Source organism: Brevundimonas sp. SGAir0440 (assembly GCF_005484585.1).
GTDB lineage: Bacteria > Pseudomonadota > Alphaproteobacteria > Caulobacterales > Caulobacteraceae > Brevundimonas.
This window is the reverse complement of record NZ_CP039435.1, coordinates 1,175,561-1,194,266: the sequence shown is the minus strand read 5'-3', so window position 1 is coordinate 1,194,266 and position 18,706 is coordinate 1,175,561. Positions and strand designations below refer to the sequence as shown.

Sequence of the window (18,706 nt, the reverse complement as noted above, 5' to 3'; positions counted from 1 at the left end):
CCCTTGTTGTCGTTATTCGAGGTCGAGGCCGGGCGCGGGTTTGGGAGCCGCGCCCGTTCTCAGCTCAGTGTTCCAGCGCCTCGCCATGCAGCGAGGTGTCCAGACCGGCGGCTTCTTCCGCTTCGCTAACGCGCAGGCCCGTGGTGAACTTGCAGATGAACAGGATGATCAAGGTGCCGACGGCGCTGTACACGATGGTCCACAGCAGCCCCAGGGCCTGGGCGCCGACGTTGGCGCCTTCCGACAGGCTGTTGATCGCGGTGGTGGCGAACAGGCCGGTCAACAGGGCGCCGATCAGACCGCCCGCGCCGTGGATGCCGAAGGCGTCCAAGCTGTCGTCGTAGCGCAGCAGCTTCTTGATCCACACCGAAGAGGCGTAGCAGGCCGGACCGGCGATCAGGCCGATGATCACCGCGCCCTTGGGATCGACGAAGCCGGCCGCCGGAGTGATGGCGACCAGACCGGCGACGACGCCCGACAGCATGCCGATCAGCGAAACCTTCTTCTTCTCGATATATTCGACGACCTTCCAGGTCAGGGCGGCGGCGGCGGCGGCCAGGATGGTGTTCAGCAGCGCCACGCCCATCAGATCATTGGCGGCGCCCGCCGAGCCGGCGTTGAAGCCGATCCAGCCGACCAGCAGCAGCGAGGCGCCGATCATGGTCAGGACGGGGTTGTGGGCGGTGATGACCTCTGTGCCGTAACCCTTACGGCGACCCAGGAAGATGGCGCAGACCAGGCCTGCGACGCCCGAGTTGACGTGAACGACGGCGCCGCCCGCGAAGTCCAGCACGCCCGCAGAGCCCAAGAAACCGCCACCCCAGACCCAGTGGCAGATCGGCGCATAGACCAGCAGCGACCACAGGGCGGTGAACAGCAATAGCGCCGAGTATTTGAACCGCTCGGCGAAGGCGCCGGTGATCAGCGCCGGGGTGATGATGGCGAAGGTCATCTGGAAGGAGATGAACAGGAACTCGGGAATGCCGGGCAGCAGGGCGTTGGCCGTCTTCAGCGACACGCCGTTCAGGAACAGCATGTCCAGACTGCCGATGAAAGGCTGAAGGCCGGCGCTCGCGTTCTTGCCGAAGGCCAGGCTGTAGCCGGCGATGAACCACACCAGCGACACCACGGCGAAGACGCCGACGGACTGGGTGATGGTGGCGATGACGTTCTTCTTGCGCACCATGCCGCCATAGAACAGCGCCAGACCCGGGAGGGTCATCAGCAGAACCAGGGCGGTCGAGGTGCCGAGCCATGAGGCCCCGGCGCTGTCGAGCTCAAGCGCAGCCTGGTGGCCGAGCAAGGCGGGCGCGGCCTCCTGCGCATTGGCTGCGCCGGCCGCCATCAGACAGAGTGTGGGAAGAAGGAGCGCAGCCGCTCCCGTAAGTCGTTTCGTGGTCTGCGACATGAGCTAGTACCCCCTATGCAATCTCGCAGTTGCGAAGATTTTACCGCATTTGCGATACGCGCAAGGGGCTAGACCGTGAACGGCGCAACTTTCTTGCAACGGTCATGAGTAAAAACATCAGGACCGCACGATCCTTCGATCATACGGTCCGATGTAAGATTGACCATGCCAAAGAAGCCAAGCTCCGCGGCAGGATTTTCAACGTCAGTTCAAGCCGTCAGGCCCAATGCATCTGCACGCGATGCGCGGCCGCCCAGTGGATGGCGCGGATGGCGTCGATAACGGCCTCGGTCGCCGCGCGCGTGCCCAGCGCTCCGCCGAGATCGGCCGTCCCGGCGCCGGCCGCCAGAACAGCGGCGACGGCGGCCTCGATAGAATCGGCCTCGTCCTCCAGCTTCAGGCTGTGACGCAGCAGCAGGGCCGCCGACAGGATGGTCCCGACCGGATTGGCCAGATCCTGACCGGCGATGTCCGGCGCGGAGCCGTGGATCGGCTCGAACAGGCCCGGCCCGCCCGCGCCCAGCGACGCCGACGGCAACAGGCCGATGGAGCCGCCCAGCACCGAAATCTCATCCGACAGGATGTCGCCGAACATGTTTTCCGTCAGGATGACGTCGTAGTCGCGCGGCTTGCGGATCAGGTGCATGGCCATGGAGTCCACCAAGGCGTGCTCCAGGGTGATGTCGGGGAACTCCTCGGCATGGATGCGGGTCACGACCTCGCGCCACAGACGGCTGGTCTCCATGACATTGGCCTTGTCGACCGAGGTCACCTTGCCGCGACGCTGTTGGGCGGTCTGGAAGGCGGCGCGGGTCACCCGCTCGATCTCCGGCACGGTGTATTCGCACAGGTCGGTGGCGCGGTCGGCGGTGCGGGTCTTCTCGCCGAAATAGACGCCGCCGGTCAGTTCGCGGAAGACGATCAGATCGACGCCCTCGACGATCTCCTTCTTCAGCGGCGAGCGGTGCGCCAGCACCGGCGACACCTGCAACGGCCGCAGATTGGCGAACAGGCCCATCGCCTTGCGGATCGCCAGCAGCCCCTGTTCCGGACGCGCCTTGCCGCCATCCCATTTCGGCCCGCCGACGGCGCCCAGCAGCACGGCGTCGGAGGCGACGCAGGCGGCGCGCGTGGCCTCCGGCAATGGCTCGCCCGTCTCGTCGATGGCCGCGCCGCCGATCAGATGCTCGGCGAACTCGAAATGGTGACCATAGAAGTCGCCGATGACCCGCAGGACGTCGCGCGCAGCCCGTGTGACTTCCGGTCCGACGCCGTCGCCGGGCAGCAGGACGATGTTGTAGGTCTTGGCGGCGGCGGTACTCATCTTACGGTCTCTTTCGATCGCTCGTAGGCTTCGATTTCAGGCATGTTTGATTGCAGCCAGCCCAGGGTGTCCACCCCGTCCAGCAGGCATTGGCGGGCGAAGGATTCGACCCCGAACGGCACGGGTTCGGCATTGCCGCGCTGGATCTGATTGGCCTGGAGGTCGATCGTGACCGGCTGGTCCGGCTGCGACGCCAGATCGTCCCAAACCGCCTGGCTGACGACTATGGGCAGCAGGCCGTTTTTCAGCGCGTTCGAGGTAAAAATGTCAGCGATCTCGGTCGAAATCACCGCCCGGAACCCATAGTCCAGCAGCGCCCAAGGGGCATGTTCGCGCGACGAACCGCAGGCGAAGTTCCGGCCCGCCAGCAGGATGCGATGCTCGGCCGGATCGATGCGATTCAGAATGGCCTCGGGTTTTTCCGAGCCGTCGTCTTCGTAACGCCAGTCATAGAAGGCGGCCTTGCCCAGCCCTTCGCGCGTGGTCGTGGTCAGAAACCGCGCCGGAATGATCTGGTCGGTGTCGATATTGGCCTGACTCAGGGTCACGGTCTTGGAGGTCAGCACCTGGAAGGGTTCAGACATGCTCGACCTCCTTCAGATAAACGCGCGGATCGGTCAGCACGCCAGCGACCGCCGTCGCCGCCGCCGTCGCCGGACTGGCCAGGATGGTGCGGGCGTCCTTGCCCTGACGCCCTTCGAAATTGCGGTTCGATGTGGATACAGCCAGTTGGCCCGGCGCGACGAAATCGCCGTTCATGGCGATGCACATCGAGCAGCCGGGAATGCGCCATTCGGCCCCGGCGGCGATAAACACCTCATGCAGCCCCTCGGCCTCAGCGTCGCGACGCACGGCCTCGGACCCCGGCACCACCAGCATGCGCAGACCCGGCTTGACCTTCCTGCCGCGCAGCACCTCGGCGGCGGCGCGCAGATCGGGCAGACGCCCGTTGGTGCAGGAGCCGATGAAGACCACGTCCACCGGCTGGCTGGTCGTCGCCTCCCCAGCGGTGAAGCCCATATAGGCGATGGCCTTGCGGTCCGAGTCCGACTGCGGCTGCGGCACGGGCGAGCCGATCGGCGCGCCCGCATCCGGCGTCGTACCCCAGGTCGCCATCGGCCGGATGGCGGAGCCGTCGATGGTCACTTCCTTGTCGAAGACCGCGCCTGCATCCGTCGCCAGTTTCAGCCATTCGGCCGCTGCCGCCTCGTAGTCGGCGGTCACGTGCTTGCGGCCGCGCAGCCAGTCGATCGTCTTCTGGTCCGGGGCGATCATGCCGGCCCGCGCGCCAGCTTCGATGGACATGTTGCACAGGGTCATCCGCCCTTCCATGTCCAGCGACCGCACCGCCTCGCCCGCGTATTCTATGACATAGCCGGTGCCGCCGCCGAAACCGATGGCGGCGATGACGGCCAGCGCAACATCTTTCCCTGACACGCCCGGCTGCAGTTCGCCGTCCACCGTCACCCGCATGGCCTTGGCCTTGCGCTGCAACAGACACTGTGTCGCCAGCACATGGCCGACCTCGGACGTACCGATGCCGAAGGCCAGGGCCCCAAAGGCGCCGTGCGTCGCCGTATGGCTGTCGCCGCAGACCACCGTCATGCCCGGCTGGGTCAGACCCAGTTCCGGCCCCATGACATGGACCACGCCGCGATCGTCCGATCCCCACCCCGCCAGTGGCACGCCGTGGGCGGCGCAGTTCCGCTCCAGCGTATGGACCTGAGCCTCGGCTTGGGCCGTGACATAGGGCTTCAGCCCGTTCAGACCCGCCGGCAGGGTCGGGGTGGAATGGTCCAGGGTCGCATAGGTCCGGTTGGGACGGCGCACCTTCAGCCCGCGCGCCTCGATCTCGCTGAAGGCCTGGGGGCTGGTGACTTCGTGGACCAGATGCAGGTCGATATACAGCACGCCCGGCGTGTCGGCCGTTTCCGACCGCACCACGTGGGCGTCCCACACCTTGTCGAACAGGGTCTTGGGATCAGGCATATTGGGCCACGATCTCGGACACGCCGTCGACCCGATCGATGATGGCGATCAGTTCGGCGTCGTTGATCTCGCCGATCTGATCCGCGCGCGACTTGAAGCCGGCGACCACCGCCGCCAGACGCTCGCCCTCGATGGGACGGCCGATGGTCTCGGCGCGCTTGGCGATGGCGTGACGGCCCGAGTGCTTGCCCAACACGAACCAACTGCCTTCGAAGCCGACATCCTGGGGCCGCATGATCTCATAGGTGCGGCTGTCCGCCAGCATGCCGTGCTGGTGGATTCCCGCCTCGTGAGCGAAGGCGTTGATGCCCACCACCGACTTGTTGCGGGCGATGACGGTCTCGGTGATCTCGCACAGGATCTTGGAGGCGCGCACCAGATGACGGCTGTCGGCGCCGGTCGTGACGCCATAGCGGTCCTCGCGGACCTTCAGCGCCATGATGACCTCTTCGATCGAGCAGTTGCCGGCCCGCTCGCCGATGCCGTTGATCGCGCCCTCGATCTGACGCGCGCCGCCCTCGACGGCGGCCAGGGAGTTGGCGACCGCCATGCCCAGGTCGTCGTGGCAGTGGGCCGAGAAGATCACGTGCGGATGCCGCTTCTTGATCCGTGCGGCCAGGGCGGCGAAGCGCTCGCGAACCTCCTGCGGTGTGGCATAGCCGACGGTGTCGGGGACGTTCAGGGTGCGGGCGCCGGCGTCGGCGGCGGCCTCCAGCACATCGGCCAGAAACTCCGGCTCGGTGCGGAAGGCGTCCTCGGCCGAGAACTCCACGTCGTCGAACAGGCTGCGGGCGTATTCCACCGACCGCACGGCCGTCGACAGCACCTCATTGGTGGACATCTTCAGCTTGGCCGAGCGGTGGATCGGGCTGGTGCCGATGAAGGTGTGGCACCGACGGTGCGACTTCGGCGCCGGCGCCAAGGCGCGGAAGGTGGCGTCGATATCCTTCTCGCTGGCGCGCGACAGGGAGCAGAAAACCGGTCCCTCGACCTCGCCCGCCACGCGGCGGATGCAATCCTCGTCGCCGCGCGAGGCGGCGGCGAAACCGGCCTCGATAACATCGACGCCCAGGTCCCGCAGAACCTGGGCCATCTTCACCTTGGCCTGGGCGGACATGGAGAAGCCCGGGGCCTGTTCCCCGTCCCGCATCGTCGTATCGAAGACGATGACACGGTTGGGATCGGCGGCGATTTCCTCGGTGCGGGATACGCCCGATACGCGTACGCTTTCGGGGGTAATCATCACGCGGCCTCGGATTGAATAATGTCGTTGCTGATGCGGCGCACGCCGAACAGTCGGTCGATCTGGCGACCCAGGTTGTCCATGCAGCGGCCGGCGTCCCGGCCGCGCACGGTCAGGGCGATGCGGCGAAAGGCGCCCTCGTCAGCCAGGGCCATGCCGTCGATGTGGAAGCCGCGGCGCTCCACCAGGCCGATGAGACGCTGAAGCGAACCGTCCGCACGGTCGATCTGGATGTGGATCGTGTTGCTCATCTCAGGAGCCCTCCATCATTTCAGCATTGTTCTTGCCCGGCGGAACCAGCGGCCAGACATTGTCTCGGGGGTCGATGACCACATGGGCCAGGCAGGGGCCGTCGGCGGCCAGCAGGCGCTGGATGCCGTCCGACACCTGATCGCGACGATCGATGCGGAAGGCCTCGATGCCGAAGGCTTCGGCGACCTTCACGAAGTCCGGATTGTCGGACAGGTCGATCTCGGAATAGTTCTCGGCGAAGAACAGCTCCTGCCACTGGCGCACCAGACCAAGGGACGAGTTGTCGATCAGCACGATCTTCAACGGGATGCCGTAACGCTTCAGCGTCGCCAGCTCCTGAATGTTCATCATGAAGCCGCCGTCGCCGGCGATCGTGACGACCGTCGCCGAAGGATCGGCCAGCTTGGCGCCGATGCCGGCGGGCAGGCCAAAGCCCATCGCGCCCAGACCGCCCGAGGTGATGTGGGCTTCCGGCCTGGCGAAGCGGCAGTGCATGGCCGCCCACATCTGATGCTGGCCCACGTCGCAGGCGGCGACGAAGTCATCGCCCGCCGCTTCCGAGATTTCCTTCAGCAGGGCGGGCGCATAGACCCCCTCGCCCGGCGCGTCATAGCGGTGAGCGCCCGCTTTGGCCGCATCGGCGCAGTCGTCGGCCCAGACCTGGATGTCCAGCGCCGCACCCGACCGCATCCGCGCCGTCAGCGCCTCGACGCCTTCGCGCAGCTCACCGACGACAGCGACATTGGCGCTGCGCAGCTTGCCGACTTCCGAGGCGTCGATGTCGAAATGAACGATGCGGGCATTGGGCGCGAATTCAGACAGCTTGCCCGTCGCGCGGTCGTCGAACCGGGCGCCGACGACGATCAGCAGGTCGCTGTCCTGCACCGCATGGTTGGCGGCGCGCGTGCCGTGCATGCCCAGCATGCCCAGCATGCCCGGCGCATCGGTCGGGATGGTGCCCAGGGCGTTCAGGGTCGAGACCTGGGGGATGCCGGTCGCGGCGACGAAGGCGCGCAGGGCTCCTGTCGCACCGCCGATCTTCACTCCGCCGCCGATGTAGACCAACGGCTTCTTCGCCGCCCGGATCGCCGCTTCGGCGGCGGCGATGGCCTCGTAATCGATGCGCGGCGTCTCGTTGGGAATCGAGAAACCGTAGTCCTCGCCGGTCGTCTCGAACTGCACATCCTTGGGCAGATCGACCAGAACCGGACCGGGGCGGCCCGACCGGGCGATATGGAAGGCTTCCTCGATCGCAGCAGGCACCTCGGCGGCCGAGCGGACCAGGATCGAATGTTTCACGATGGGCAGGGTGACGCCCAGGATATCTATCTCCTGAAAGGCGTCGGTGCCCATCAAGCCTTGGGCGACATTGCCGGTGATGCAGACGATCGGCACCGAATCCATCATCGCATTGGCGATGCCGGTGACCAGATTGGTGGCGCCGGGGCCTGACGTCGCCATGCACACCCCGACCTTGCCGCTCTTCCTGGCATAGGCGTCGGCCGAGAAGGCTGCGCCCTGCTCATGGCGGACCAGGATGTGCTTCAGCTTCGAGCCGGCCAGGGCGTCATAGACCGGCATGATGGCGCCGCCCGGATAGCCGAACACCACCTCCACCCCCAGCCGCTCCAGGGTGGAGACCAGCAGACGCGCACCCGACTGGGGAGCGGTCTCGGCTGAGGGTTTGAAGGCGGCGGCGGTCATCAGGGTCATCCGGTCGTTCAGGCGGCGATCAGGCCGCTTCAGCCTTGGGCGTGTTCAGCCAGGCCATGCGTTCGCGCAGACGCGCGCCGACCTGTTCGATCTGGCTCTCGCGGTCCGCCTTCAGCCAAGCCTCGTACTGCGGCTTGCCGGCCTCGTTCTCGGCGATCCAGTTGCGCGCAAAGGTGCCGTCCTGGATCTCGTCCAGAATGGTCTTCATGCGGGCCTTGGTCTCTTCGGTCACGACGCGCGGGCCGCTGGCGACGGCGCCATATTTGGCCGTCTCGGAGATGAAGTGGTGCATCTTGGAGATGCCGCCCTCGTAGAACAGGTCCACGATCAGCTTCAGCTCGTGCAGGCATTCGAAATAGGCGATCTCGGGCTGGTAGCCGGCCTCGACCAGGGTGTTGAAGCCCTGCATGACCAACTCCTTGGCGCCGCCGCACAGGACGGCCTGTTCGCCGAACAGATCGGTCTCGGTCTCTTCGCGGAAGGTGGTTTCCAGCAGGCCGCCGGTCGCGCCGCCGTTGCCCTTGGCGTAGCCCATGGCCCGATCGCGCGCCTTGCCGGTCACGTCCTTCTCGACGGCGAACAGGCTGGGCACGCCGCGGCCGCGCTGGAACTCGCGGCGGACCAGATCGCCCGGTCCCTTGGGCGCGACCAGGATCACGTCCATGTCGGCGCGCGGGGTGATGCGCTCGTAGATGATCGAAAAGCCATGAGCGAACAGCAGGGCCGAGCCTTCCTTGGCGTTCGGCTCGATGATGTCGCGATAGACGTCGCCCTGAACCATGTCCGGCGTCAGGATGGCGATGATGTCGGCGCCCTTGACGGCCTCCGCCGGCTCGGCGGTCGGGACGCCGTCGGCGGTGGCGTGCTTCCAGCCCGTGCCGCCGTGACGGACGCCGGCGACCACGTCATGGCCGCTATCCTTCAGGTTCTGGGCGTGAGCGCGACCTTGCGAGCCATAACCGATGATGGCGATGCGCTGGCCGGCGATCGCGCCCGGCTTGATGTCTTCGTTGGTGTAGATGGTGATGGCCATGAGAATTCAGGCGTCCTGAGCAGCAGCGGATTTGTGAGAGGCCGGGATTTGCGCCGGCGGCGGATTGGGAATGGTGACCGCGCCCTGGGCGGCGGAGGCCACCGAGGCGCGGTATTTGGCGAAGACACCTCGCGCCGGGCGGACTACGTGGGGCGTAAAGCCCGCCCGGCGCGTCGCCAGATCGACATTGACGTCGATGCGGCGGTTGGTGACGTCGATGGTGATGCGGTCACCATCGCGAATGAGGGCGATCGGGCCGCCGACGGCGGCTTCCGGCGAGACGTGTCCGGCGACGAAGCCGTAGCTGGCGCCCGAGAAGCGGCCGTCGGTCAGCAGGGCGACATTGTCGATCCTGCGACCCTTCAGGGCGGCGGTGACCTGCAGCATCTCGCGCATGCCCGGACCGCCCTTGGGTCCTTCGTAGCGAATGATGATGACGTCGCCCTCGCCGACCGATCCGTCCTGAACGGCGTGGAAGGCGTCTTCCTCTGAGTCGAAGACGCAGGCCGGACCCTCGAACGTATCGACCTTGTGACCCGTCAGCTTGATGACCGCGCCTTCCGGGGCGACGTCGCCATAGATGACGGCGAAGCTGCCGCGATCCATCACCGGGGCGTCGAAGGTGGTCACGACCACCTGACCCGGCGTCTCCTCGGCCTCGGCGGCCTCGGCGAACAGGCTGCGGCCGGTGACGGTCGGGGTGTTCACGATCTTACCCGCCTCGGCCATCCGCTGGGTGACCAGACGGGTGCCGCCGGCGGCGAACAGGTGCGAGGCCAGGAAGCGGCCGCCCGGCTTCAGGTCGCAGATGACCGGCGCCTCGACGCAGGCCTGATGGCAGTCCTCGACCCCGAACTCGACCCCCGCCTCCGCCGCGATGGCCGTCAGGTGCATGACCGCATTCGTCGATCCGCCTGAGGCAGAGACCGCGACGGCGGCGTTCTTCAGACTGGCGCGAGTGATGTATTTGCGGGCCGTGTCGCCGGAAAAGACGCGCTCGACGATCAGCCGACCGCAGCGCTCGCCCTCGGCGGCCTTGTTCGGATCGACGGCGGGAACGTCGTTGGCGCCCATGGGCGAGATGCCCATGATCGACAGGGCCATGGCCATGGTGTTGGCCGTGAACTGGCCGCCGCAGGCCCCCGCGCCGGGGCAGACGGCCTGTTCGACCGCCTTCAGACCTTCGTCGTCCAGGGCCCCGGCCGAATGGGCTCCGATGGCCTCGAAGACTTCCTGGACCGAGACTTCCTTGGTCCCGATCACGCCGGGCATGATGGTGCCGCCATAATAGACCAGGCCGGGGATATCCATCCGGGCCAAGGCCATGGCCGCCGCCGGGATCGTCTTGTCGCAGCCGACGATGCAGACCACGCCGTCCAGCTGGTGGCCTTCGATGGCCAGTTCGATGGAGTCGGCGACCACCTCACGGCTGATCAGCGAGGCCTTCATCCCCGCCGTGCCCATCGAGATGCCGTCGGTCACGACGATGGTGTTGAAATCGACCGGATAGCCGCCCGCCGCGACGATGCCGGCGCGCACATCCTTGGCCAGCCGATCCAGGTGCATGTTGCACGGCGTGACGGTCGACCAGGTGTTGACGATGCCGATCATCGGCTTGTCGAAGTCGGCGTCCTGCATGCCGGCGGCGCGCAGATATGAGCGGGCGGCCGCCCGGTTCGGGCCAGCCGTCACCGCCGCGCTGCGCGCGTTGGGCTTTCTGGGCTGGGAGGTAGAATTTTGCGTCATCGGTCCGGTTCGTTTCGAACCGCCGCGCACTAAAAACCCCGCTTCCTTTCGGAGGCGGGGTGGTGCGAGGCGATCCTGAGTGTGTCTAAGGTCAGGTCGCGTGCATCCACGCCGCTTGCGTAAGCAGGCCGAGAAGTACGAGCGTAATGAGGAATACGGGGCTTTCCAGGCCGACCGGCGCGCGAACGGCTGCGACCGCCTTGGCGGTGCGTCCCTTCGTTATGTCGCGCGTCATCGTGGCCACGGGCGGCTCCCTGTTCTGACGCCAAGAAACCATAGCCGCCGGAGTCGCACAACCCCCGTCGCAATAATTTTGCGTCACGAAAGCAAAATGATCGAAACAAGGGTGTTTCTTGCCGCTGCTACATTTGGACAGCCGACGAAGCGTAACCGTCCATCACATCATGTTACGTGCGCGGGGTTGAAACCCGTCCGCGACCGCTCCATTGAGACGCCAACCTATATGTAGCGCACAACACCCTACCGTTCAGAGGAGCTTCCCATGACTGTTCGCGTCGCCATCAATGGTTTCGGCCGCATTGGCCGTCTGGTCCTTCGCTCGATCATCGAGCACGGCCGCACGGACATCGAGGTGGTGGCGATCAACGATCTGGGTCCGGTCGAGACTAACGCCCATCTGTTCCGCTACGATTCGGTCCACGGCCGCTTCCCCGGCACGGTGACCTCCGGCGAAGACTGGATCGACGTCGGCACGGGCAAGATCAAGGTTACGGCCGAGCGCGACCCCGCCAATCTGCCGCACGCCGAGTTGAAGGTAGACATCGCCTTCGAATGCACCGGCATCTTCACCTCCAAGGACAAGGCCAGCGCCCACCTGAAGGCCGGCGCCAAGCGCGTCCTGGTTTCGGCGCCCGCCGACAACGCCGACAAGACCATCGTCTACAAGGTCAACCACGAGACCCTGACTGCCGACGACATCGTCGTGTCGAACGGCTCGTGCACCACCAACGCCCTGGCCCCGGTAGCCAAGGTGCTGAACGACCTGTTCGGCATCGAGCGCGGCTATATGACCACCATCCACTCCTACACCGGCGACCAGCCGACGCTGGATACGATGCACAAGGACCTGTACCGCGCCCGCGCCGCAGCCCTGTCGATGATCCCGACCTCGACCGGCGCCGCCAAGGCCCTGGGCCTGGTCCTGCCGGAGCTGAAGGGCAAGCTGGACGGCTCGTCGATCCGCGTCCCGACCCCGAACGTCTCGGTCGTCGATCTGAAGGTCGTCGCCGGTCGCGAAGTCACGGTCGAAGAGATCAACGCGGCGCTTCAGGCCGCCGCCGACGGCCCGATGAAGGGCGTGCTGTTCACCACGACCGACCCGCTGGTCTCGCACGACCTGAACCACATCGCCGCCTCCTCCACCGCCGCCCTGCCCCAGACCCAGGTCGTCGACGGCAAACTGGCCCGCGTTCTGAGCTGGTACGACAACGAGTGGGGCTTCGCGACGCGCATGAGCGACACGGCGCTGCAGATGGCGAAGTTCCTCTGATGCAGCCGCGCTGGGCTCAAAAGCTTGACGCCCAGCGCGAGCCCGACCGCTCGCCGCTTGCGACGCCTGCCTCAGCCAAGGCTCATGTCGGCTTTCTCGGCATCGCAGTATTTTTTGGCATCTTCGCAGGGCAGGCGGCTGGCAGTGTTGCTATTCGCCTCCAGCTCTCTGTCGAGGCAAGCCTTATAGCCGCGACAGTTGCTATCGCTCTGACTATCTGGGCGGCATCCCTTCTTGCGCGTCGTAGCAGCTATCTGGCCTTTGGTTTCAGCATCGTTTTTGTCATTGCCTTGATGGGCTCGACCGTCCTCAAACTACTCATGGCTATAAAATAATGACCTTCCGCACCCTCGACGACGCCAAGGATTTTGCCGGCAAGACCGCTCTGGTCCGCGTGGACTTCAACGTCCCGATGGAGGGCGGCAAGGTCACGGACGACACCCGGCTGCGGGTCGCCCTGCCGACGATCCAGCGCCTGCGCGACGCCGGCGCCAAGGTCGCGCTTCTGGCCCATTTCGACCGCCCCAAGGGCCAACGCGTTCCGTCGATGAGCCTGAAACCCGTCGTTCAGCCGCTGGAAGAACTCCTCGGCGCCCCCGTCCGCTTCGCCGACGACTGCATCGGCCCTGACGCCGTGGAGGCAATTCGCGATCTGGACGCCGGCGGCGTGGTCCTGCTGGAAAACGTACGATTCCACGCGGCGGAAGAGGCCAATGATCCGGTCTTCGCCCAGAAGCTGGCGGATCTCGGCGATCTCTACGTCAACGACGCCTTTTCGGCCGCCCACCGCGCCCACGCCTCGACCGAAGGCGTCGCGCATCACATCCCGGCCTATGCCGGCGAATCCATGCGCCGCGAACTGGACGCGCTCGACGCGGCGCTCGGCAATCCGCATAAGCCGGTCGTCGGCATCGTCGGCGGCTCCAAGGTCTCGACCAAGCTGGATCTGCTGAAGAACCTGGTCGGAAAGCTGGACACGTTGGCCATCGGCGGCGGCATGGCCAACACCTTCCTCTACGCTCAAGGGATCGATATCGGCGGCTCTCTGGCCGAGAAGGATATGGCCGATACGGCGCGCGAGATCCTGGCGGAAGCCGAGACCAAGGGCTGCGACATCCTGCTGCCCGTCGATGTCGTGGTGGCGACCGAGGTCAAGCCCGGCGCCGACGCCCGCACCGTCAAAACCGGCGAAGCGCTCTCGACTGAAGACAAGATCCTGGACGCCGGCCCCGACACCGTCGCGCGCCTGAACGCCGCCATCGACGGGTCCAAGACCCTGATCTGGAACGGCCCGCTGGGCGTGTTCGAGGTGCCGCCCTTCGACGCCGCCACCGTCGCGGCCGCCAAACACGTCGCCGAGCGCACCAAGGCCGGCGCGCTGATCGCGGTGGCCGGCGGCGGCGACACGGTTGCGGCCGTCGGCCATGCCGGCGTCGCGGCGGACCTGACGTTCGTCTCCACCGCCGGCGGCGCCTTCCTGGAATGGATGGAGGGCAAGCCTCTGCCCGGCGTCGAGGCCCTGCGCGCCTGAAGGCTCAGCGATGCAGGCGGATCACGCCGGCATCCTGTCTTCGAAATCGGCGCTGAAACGGCTGTAACACGGCGTGACTTCACGCTGTCCGGCGTCTAATCTCTCGCCCAACCAAAAAACTATTCGGCTCAGGAGACTACTTAATGGCGCGCATCACGCTGCGACAGCTGCTCGACCACGCGGCAGAGAACGACTACGGCCTGCCCGCCTACAACATCAACAACATGGAACAGGGTCTGGCGATCATGGAGGGGGCCCACGAGGTCAACGCCCCCGTTATCATCCAGGCCTCGCGCGGCGCCCGGAGCTACGCCAACGACATCGTTCTGGCCAAGCTGATCGACGCCCTGGCCGAGCTCTATCCGCACATCCCGGTCTGCATGCACCAGGACCATGGCAACGGCCCGGCGACCTGCGTCACCGCCATCCAGTACGGCTTTACCAGCGTGATGATGGACGGCTCACTGGAGGAGGACGCCAAGACCCCCGCCAGCTATGAATACAACGTCGACGTCACCCGTCGCGTCACCGAAATGGCCCACGCCTGCGGCGTCTCGGTCGAGGGTGAACTGGGCGTGCTGGGTTCGCTTGAAACCGGCATGGGCGAGGCCGAGGACGGCCACGGCTTCGAAGGCAAGCTGGACCACTCGCAACTGCTGACCGACCCGGATCAGGCCGTCGACTTCGTCGCCGCCACCAAGGTCGACGCCCTCGCCATCGCCATGGGCACCAGCCACGGCGCCTACAAGTTCACGCGTCAGCCGGATGGCGAGGTCCTGGCCATGAACGTGATCGAGGAAATCCACCGCCGCCTGCCCAACACCCACTTGGTGATGCACGGCTCATCGTCGGTGCCGCAGGATCTGCAGGACATCATCAACCAGTACGGCGGCGAAATGCCCCAGACCTGGGGCGTGCCGGTCGAGGAAATCCAGCGCGGCATCAAGCACGGCGTGCGCAAGGTCAACATCGACACCGATAACCGCATGGCCATCACCGGCGCCATCCGTAAGGCCCTGATGGAGAAGCCGGGCGAGTTCGACCCGCGCTACTATCTGAAGCCCGCCAAGGAGGCGATGAAGAAGCTCTGCATGGAGCGCTACCAGCAGTTCGGTTGCGAGGGTCAGGCGTCCAAGATCCGCCCGCTGTCCACCGCTCAGATGGCGAAGCGCTACGCCTCGGGCGACCTGGATCCGTCCTTCCGCGGCGCATCCGTCAAGGCCGCTTAAGGACCGTCGTCTAGACCGGGTAGCGGCCGCTCAGTTCGCGCCGCACCCGGCGAACGTCCCATTCCGCCTGATCCAGCGCGTCGCGGGCCTCCCGGGCATTGCGACGCGCATCGCGGATCTCGCCTCTGACCTCTTGGATGCGGTCACGGATGCGCTCCCGCTCCTCGTCCGTCAGGCCTTCGCCGCGCAGTTCGCGCTCCTTGGCCTCCAGCTTGTCTTCGCGGTTCTCGATCCGGGCCTCGGCGCTGTTCAGCGCGCTTTCCGCCGTCTCGTAAGCGTCCTCGACCTCATGCAGCAGTCGGCCGTCACGATAGGCCGGCAGAAACGCCTGTTCCTCCTCAGGCCGACAAACGCCGTGATAGGCATTGCCCGCCCGCCCCTCCTCCCAACCGCGCTGGAAGGTGCAGTAGGTCCGCAAGCCATCCTCGCGCGCCGAGCCATAGGCCGCCGGATTGGGCGCGATCTGAAACTTGGCGCAGGCCCTGGCGTGGTCGTCCAGTCGCGTCATCGGATAGCCCGACGCCCCGTCCGCATAGCCCTTCTCACCCCAGGCGCCGGCCAGGCATTCGTCCTTGCTCATGGTCGTGCAACTGCTCAGCAGCGCCGCTGCGGCAAACGCGCCCCCGGCGATCATCAACCGCTTCATCGGATGTCCCCTACGCCCCCAAGCTTGACTATCACCTCACCCGCGCCCCTCGCGCAAGCGGCCGGTCGTGCTAGGAAGACGACGTGTCCGCCCGAGATCTGATCGATGACGACGAAGACCCTGCAACCGGCGCCCCCGCCGAGGTGCTGGAGGCTCGCATCGACGCGGCCGGCGTTCGCCTGGACAAGGCCCTGGCCGGCGCCTTCCCCACCCTGTCGCGCGCCCGGCTCCAGGCCCTGCTGGCCGAAGGCGCCGTCAGCCGCGATGGCGCGGTCCTGACCGGCGGTTCCGCCAAGGCCCAGCCCGGCCTCTATGCCGTCGCCCTGCCGCCCGTCGCGCCGGCCACACCCCAACCCCAGGCCATCCCCCTGATCGTCCTCTACGAGGACACCGACCTTATCGTCATCGACAAGCCCGCCGGCATGGCCGCCCACCCCGCGCCCGGCACGCCCGACGGCACCCTCGTCAATGCGCTGCTGGCCCATTGCGGCGACAGCCTGTCGGGCATCGGCGGCGTCGCCCGCCCCGGCATCGTCCACCGGCTGGACAAGGATACCTCCGGCGTCATGGTCGCCGCCAAGACCGACCGCGCCCACGCCGGCCTCTCCGCCCTGTTCGCTGCGCATGACATCGAGCGCACCTATATCGCCCTGACGCGCGGCGCGCCGTCGCCCGCGACCGGCCGCATACACACCCGCATCGGCCGCTCGACCGGCGACCGCAAGAAGATGGCGGTCCTCAAGGCCGGCGGTCGCGAGGCCATCACCGACTATGTCGTTGAAGCGAGCTTCGGGCAGCCCGCGAAAGCTGGCGGCGCCCCCATGGCTGCGCGGGTCGCCTGCACCCTGCACACCGGCCGCACCCATCAGATCCGCGTCCACCTGTCGTCCAGGGGCGCGCCGATCCTTGGCGACGCGACCTACGGCTCGGGCAGCCCCGCCATACCCGTCCGCACCGCCATCGCCGAAGCGGGCCTGATGCGTCAGGCCCTCCACGCCGCCGTCCTGGGCTTTGTCCATCCTGTCACGGGTGAGGCGCTTCGCTTCGAGACCGCGCCGCCCTCCGATATGCAGAGTCTCGAAACGCGCCTCGCCGAACTCTGAACAGCCGTCCGTCTAGGCCGGTCTTGAATAGCAACTGACGAAGTTCTATATAGGTCGTCGATCGGCGCGAGTGGCGCCAGGGCCACGGTCACGCTTTCGTGTGACGATCCGCCTCTAAAAATGGCGGCAACCCATCGCTACTTTACCGGTTGAGGGGTGAGACGTCGGCGCACACACCGTGGCCGATGACGAAGAGCCCGCTCGTTCAAGACGGTCGGAGGGACCTGTATATGGCTGCCAATAGTACGCTCGCGGTGATGTCGCCTGAACAAGGCCTGTCGCGTTATCTGACGGAAATCCGCAAGTTTCCGATGCTGACCAAGGACGAGGAGTTCATGCTCGCCAAGCGTTGGTCCGAGCACCAGGATCCCGAAGCCGCCCACCGTCTCGTCACCTCGCACCTTCGTCTCGTGGCCAAGATCGCCATGGGGTATCGCGGCTACGGCCTGCCGATCGGCGAAGTCATCTCCGAGGGCAATGTCGGCCTGATGCAGGCCGTCAAGAAGTTCGACGCCGACAAGGGTTTCCGCCTGGCGACCTATGCCATGTGGTGGATCCGCGCCTCGATCCAGGAGTACATTCTGCGCAGCTGGTCGCTCGTGAAGATGGGCACCACCGCGGCGCAGAAGAAGCTGTTCTTCAACCTGCGTAAGGCCAAGAGCCAGATCTCGGCCTTTGAGGAAGGCGACCTGCATCCTGAACACCTCGCCGCCATCGCCACCAAACTGGGCGTGACGGAGGAAGAGGTCACCAACATGAACCGCCGTCTCGGCGGCGACGCCTCCCTGAACGCCCCTCTGCGCGCCGACGGCGAAAGCGAGTGGCAGGACTGGCTGGCCGACGACACGGCCGTGTCCCAGGAAACCCAGCTCGCCGACGACGAGGAAAAGGGCATCCGCATGAGCCTCCTCCAGGAGGCCATGGAAGAGCTGACCGATCGTGAGAAGCACATCCTGACGGAACGTCGCCTCAAGGACGATCCGGTCACGCTGGAAGAGCTCGCTGGCCAGTACGGCGTTTCGCGCGAGCGCGTGCGTCAGATCGAGGTCCGCGCCTTTGAGAAGCTGCAAAAGGCCATGCGCGCCGCCGCTGAAGAGCGGAACCTGGTCGACGCCTGAGCAAGTCGGTCCGCCGCGCCTTCAACGGCGCGGCGGACCATCCATCATGACGCGCGCGCCACCGGCGCCGCTTCATTGGCCGCTCTCGCAGCCGTCACCACCGTGCCGATCGGCTGGGCCAGTCCCGCCTTCGTCACCTGACCGCTGGCCACATAGGCCTGCAGGGTCGCCACAGCCATTGCCAGTCGCGCGTCCGCCGTCTTGATGGCCAGACCGTTCAGCGTCTCGGCCTGCTGGCGAATGGCGCGCGTCGCCTGCGACGGATCCTGCTCAAACTGCGACATGGCCGAAACCAGGATTCGTGACGTCTGATCGCGGATTTCGGCAGGGCCGCCTCCGGCCGCACCATCGCTGCGGCGCTTGCGGGCGCCTGAATATTCGCCTGAGTTGAACCGGCGACGATCCGGCCCGACATAGCCGACCGCCTCGATCCAGGGTCGCGGCTTCAACGTCACATTCTCGACCCGCTTGAACAGGTCGCCCGTCGTGAACGGCTTTCTCAGGAACTCGTGGATGCCGGCGTCGCGCGCGCCCTTGATCGCCGCAGCGGTCGCCTCGCCCGTCACCATGATGATCGGCGACATGCGGCACGACATGCTGGAGCGCCGAATGCGCCGCGCCAGCGTCTCGCCGTTCAGCCTGTCTCCGGACCGTTCTGTGAAGATCACGCCTGGCTCGACGTCGCGCAGCAGCTCCAGCGCGCGTCCTTCGTCACCCTCTGAATAGACCTCGCGCGCACCCATGCCCTTGACGATGTCCGTCAGCAGTCGCGCCGACGACAGGTTGGCGTCCACGATGACCACCCGACGAAGCGACGGCTCCATGCGGCTTATGGTTCTGGCGTTTGCGGCGAACACATCA

At 66.4% G+C, this 18,706-nt stretch carries 17 protein-coding genes; 6 read left to right on the top strand and 11 right to left on the bottom strand.

The window, feature by feature from the left end:
• Positions 1–64 precede the first annotated feature (64 nt).
• The 9 genes from E7T10_RS05810 to E7T10_RS05770 form a co-directional block, all read right to left on the bottom strand.
• Positions 65–1,345 (bottom strand): ammonium transporter, encoded by a 1,281-nt coding sequence (locus E7T10_RS05810; RefSeq protein ID WP_137721079.1) that lies wholly within the window; start codon positions 1,343–1,345, stop codon positions 65–67.
• Positions 1,346–1,625: 280 nt separating this feature from the next.
• On the bottom strand, positions 1,626–2,732 hold the full coding sequence (gene leuB, locus E7T10_RS05805; RefSeq protein WP_137721078.1) for a 3-isopropylmalate dehydrogenase: 1,107 nt from the start codon (positions 2,730–2,732) through the stop codon (positions 1,626–1,628).
• Positions 2,729–3,316, bottom strand: coding sequence for a 3-isopropylmalate dehydratase small subunit (leuD, locus tag E7T10_RS05800; protein WP_017505141.1), 588 nt, complete (start codon positions 3,314–3,316; stop codon positions 2,729–2,731). Before leuD ends, leuB begins: the two co-directional genes overlap by 4 nt.
• Entirely contained in the window at positions 3,309–4,721 is a 1,413-nt protein-coding gene (gene leuC / locus E7T10_RS05795; RefSeq protein ID WP_137721077.1) for a 3-isopropylmalate dehydratase large subunit, read from the bottom strand. The genes leuD and leuC overlap by 8 nt, the downstream gene beginning before the upstream one ends.
• Complete coding sequence (locus E7T10_RS05790) at positions 4,714–5,964, bottom strand: 2-isopropylmalate synthase (RefSeq protein WP_137721076.1); 1,251 nt, start codon at positions 5,962–5,964, stop codon at positions 4,714–4,716. Before E7T10_RS05790 ends, leuC begins: the two co-directional genes overlap by 8 nt.
• Positions 5,964–6,215 carry an ACT domain-containing protein gene (locus tag E7T10_RS05785; RefSeq protein ID WP_039244600.1) on the bottom strand — a complete coding sequence of 84 codons (252 nt, stop codon included), beginning with the start codon at positions 6,213–6,215 and terminating at the stop codon, positions 5,964–5,966. Before E7T10_RS05785 ends, E7T10_RS05790 begins: the two co-directional genes overlap by 1 nt.
• Before the next feature lies 1 nt (position 6,216).
• Positions 6,217–7,929: an acetolactate synthase 2 catalytic subunit gene (ilvG, locus tag E7T10_RS05780; RefSeq protein WP_137721075.1), complete on the bottom strand. Its 1,713-nt coding sequence runs from the start codon at positions 7,927–7,929 to the stop codon at positions 6,217–6,219.
• Positions 7,930–7,948: 19 nt separating this feature from the next.
• Positions 7,949–8,962 (bottom strand): ketol-acid reductoisomerase, encoded by a 1,014-nt coding sequence (gene ilvC, locus E7T10_RS05775; protein WP_137721074.1) that lies wholly within the window; start codon positions 8,960–8,962, stop codon positions 7,949–7,951.
• A gap of 6 nt (positions 8,963–8,968) precedes the next feature.
• Positions 8,969–10,708 (bottom strand): dihydroxy-acid dehydratase, encoded by a 1,740-nt coding sequence (locus tag E7T10_RS05770; protein ID WP_137721073.1) that lies wholly within the window; start codon positions 10,706–10,708, stop codon positions 8,969–8,971.
• A 502-nt stretch (positions 10,709–11,210) separates the two neighbouring features.
• Here E7T10_RS05770 and gap point away from each other — a divergent pair.
• The 4 genes from gap to fba all read left to right on the top strand — a co-directional run bounded on the left by gap (position 11,211) and on the right by fba (position 14,978).
• Positions 11,211–12,218, top strand: coding sequence for a type I glyceraldehyde-3-phosphate dehydrogenase (gap, locus tag E7T10_RS05765; protein WP_045810439.1), 1,008 nt, complete (start codon positions 11,211–11,213; stop codon positions 12,216–12,218).
• Entirely contained in the window at positions 12,218–12,553 is a 336-nt protein-coding gene (locus tag E7T10_RS05760; protein ID WP_137721072.1) for a hypothetical protein, read from the top strand. Before gap ends, E7T10_RS05760 begins: the two co-directional genes overlap by 1 nt.
• Positions 12,553–13,749: a phosphoglycerate kinase gene (pgk, locus tag E7T10_RS05755; RefSeq protein ID WP_137721071.1), complete on the top strand. Its 1,197-nt coding sequence runs from the start codon at positions 12,553–12,555 to the stop codon at positions 13,747–13,749. The genes E7T10_RS05760 and pgk overlap by 1 nt, the downstream gene beginning before the upstream one ends.
• 143 nt (positions 13,750–13,892) lie before the next feature.
• Positions 13,893–14,978, top strand: a complete 1,086-nt coding sequence (gene fba / locus E7T10_RS05750; RefSeq protein ID WP_137721070.1) for a class II fructose-bisphosphate aldolase — start codon at positions 13,893–13,895, stop codon at positions 14,976–14,978.
• Between the two features lie 10 nt (positions 14,979–14,988).
• Here fba and E7T10_RS05745 read toward each other — a convergent pair whose 3' ends face one another.
• A complete protein-coding gene (locus E7T10_RS05745; protein ID WP_137721069.1) occupies positions 14,989–15,624 on the bottom strand; it encodes a DUF2799 domain-containing protein in 636 nt (211 codons plus the stop codon).
• A gap of 83 nt (positions 15,625–15,707) precedes the next feature.
• Between E7T10_RS05745 and E7T10_RS05740 the strand changes: the two genes are divergently transcribed.
• Both E7T10_RS05740 and rpoH read left to right on the top strand, forming a co-directional pair.
• Positions 15,708–16,727, top strand: coding sequence for an RluA family pseudouridine synthase (locus E7T10_RS05740; protein ID WP_137721068.1), 1,020 nt, complete (start codon positions 15,708–15,710; stop codon positions 16,725–16,727).
• Positions 16,728–16,957: 230 nt separating this feature from the next.
• A complete protein-coding gene (gene rpoH / locus E7T10_RS05735) occupies positions 16,958–17,845 on the top strand; it encodes an RNA polymerase sigma factor RpoH (protein WP_026108409.1) in 888 nt (295 codons plus the stop codon).
• Positions 17,846–17,889: 44 nt separating this feature from the next.
• On the opposite strand, the gene E7T10_RS05730 is transcribed toward rpoH, so the two are convergent.
• Positions 17,890–18,669, bottom strand: coding sequence for a response regulator (locus E7T10_RS05730; RefSeq protein WP_246846119.1), 780 nt, complete (start codon positions 18,667–18,669; stop codon positions 17,890–17,892).
• Between the last annotated feature and the right edge of the window lie 37 nt (positions 18,670–18,706).

Coding starts and splice junctions, on each gene's coding strand:
- leuD (WP_017505141.1), bottom strand. CDS start 3,316: ATGTCTGAACCCTTCCAGGTGCTGACCTCCAAGACCGTGACCCTGAGT.
- rpoH (WP_026108409.1), top strand. CDS start 16,958: ATGGCTGCCAATAGTACGCTCGCGGTGATGTCGCCTGAACAAGGCCTG.
- pgk (WP_137721071.1), top strand. CDS start 12,553: ATGACCTTCCGCACCCTCGACGACGCCAAGGATTTTGCCGGCAAGACC.
- E7T10_RS05785 (WP_039244600.1), bottom strand. CDS start 6,215: ATGAGCAACACGATCCACATCCAGATCGACCGTGCGGACGGTTCGCTT.
- ilvG (WP_137721075.1), bottom strand. CDS start 7,929: ATGACCCTGATGACCGCCGCCGCCTTCAAACCCTCAGCCGAGACCGCT.
- E7T10_RS05770 (WP_137721073.1), bottom strand. CDS start 10,708: ATGACGCAAAATTCTACCTCCCAGCCCAGAAAGCCCAACGCGCGCAGC.
- E7T10_RS05745 (WP_137721069.1), bottom strand. CDS start 15,624: ATGAAGCGGTTGATGATCGCCGGGGGCGCGTTTGCCGCAGCGGCGCTG.
- E7T10_RS05730 (WP_246846119.1), bottom strand. CDS start 18,669: ATGGAGCCGTCGCTTCGTCGGGTGGTCATCGTGGACGCCAACCTGTCG.
- E7T10_RS05810 (WP_137721079.1), bottom strand. CDS start 1,345: ATGGCGGCCGGCGCAGCCAATGCGCAGGAGGCCGCGCCCGCCTTGCTC.
- fba (WP_137721070.1), top strand. CDS start 13,893: ATGGCGCGCATCACGCTGCGACAGCTGCTCGACCACGCGGCAGAGAAC.
- E7T10_RS05790 (WP_137721076.1), bottom strand. CDS start 5,964: ATGATTACCCCCGAAAGCGTACGCGTATCGGGCGTATCCCGCACCGAG.
- ilvC (WP_137721074.1), bottom strand. CDS start 8,962: ATGGCCATCACCATCTACACCAACGAAGACATCAAGCCGGGCGCGATC.
- gap (WP_045810439.1), top strand. CDS start 11,211: ATGACTGTTCGCGTCGCCATCAATGGTTTCGGCCGCATTGGCCGTCTG.
- leuB (WP_137721078.1), bottom strand. CDS start 2,732: ATGAGTACCGCCGCCGCCAAGACCTACAACATCGTCCTGCTGCCCGGC.
- E7T10_RS05760 (WP_137721072.1), top strand. CDS start 12,218: ATGCAGCCGCGCTGGGCTCAAAAGCTTGACGCCCAGCGCGAGCCCGAC.
- leuC (WP_137721077.1), bottom strand. CDS start 4,721: ATGCCTGATCCCAAGACCCTGTTCGACAAGGTGTGGGACGCCCACGTG.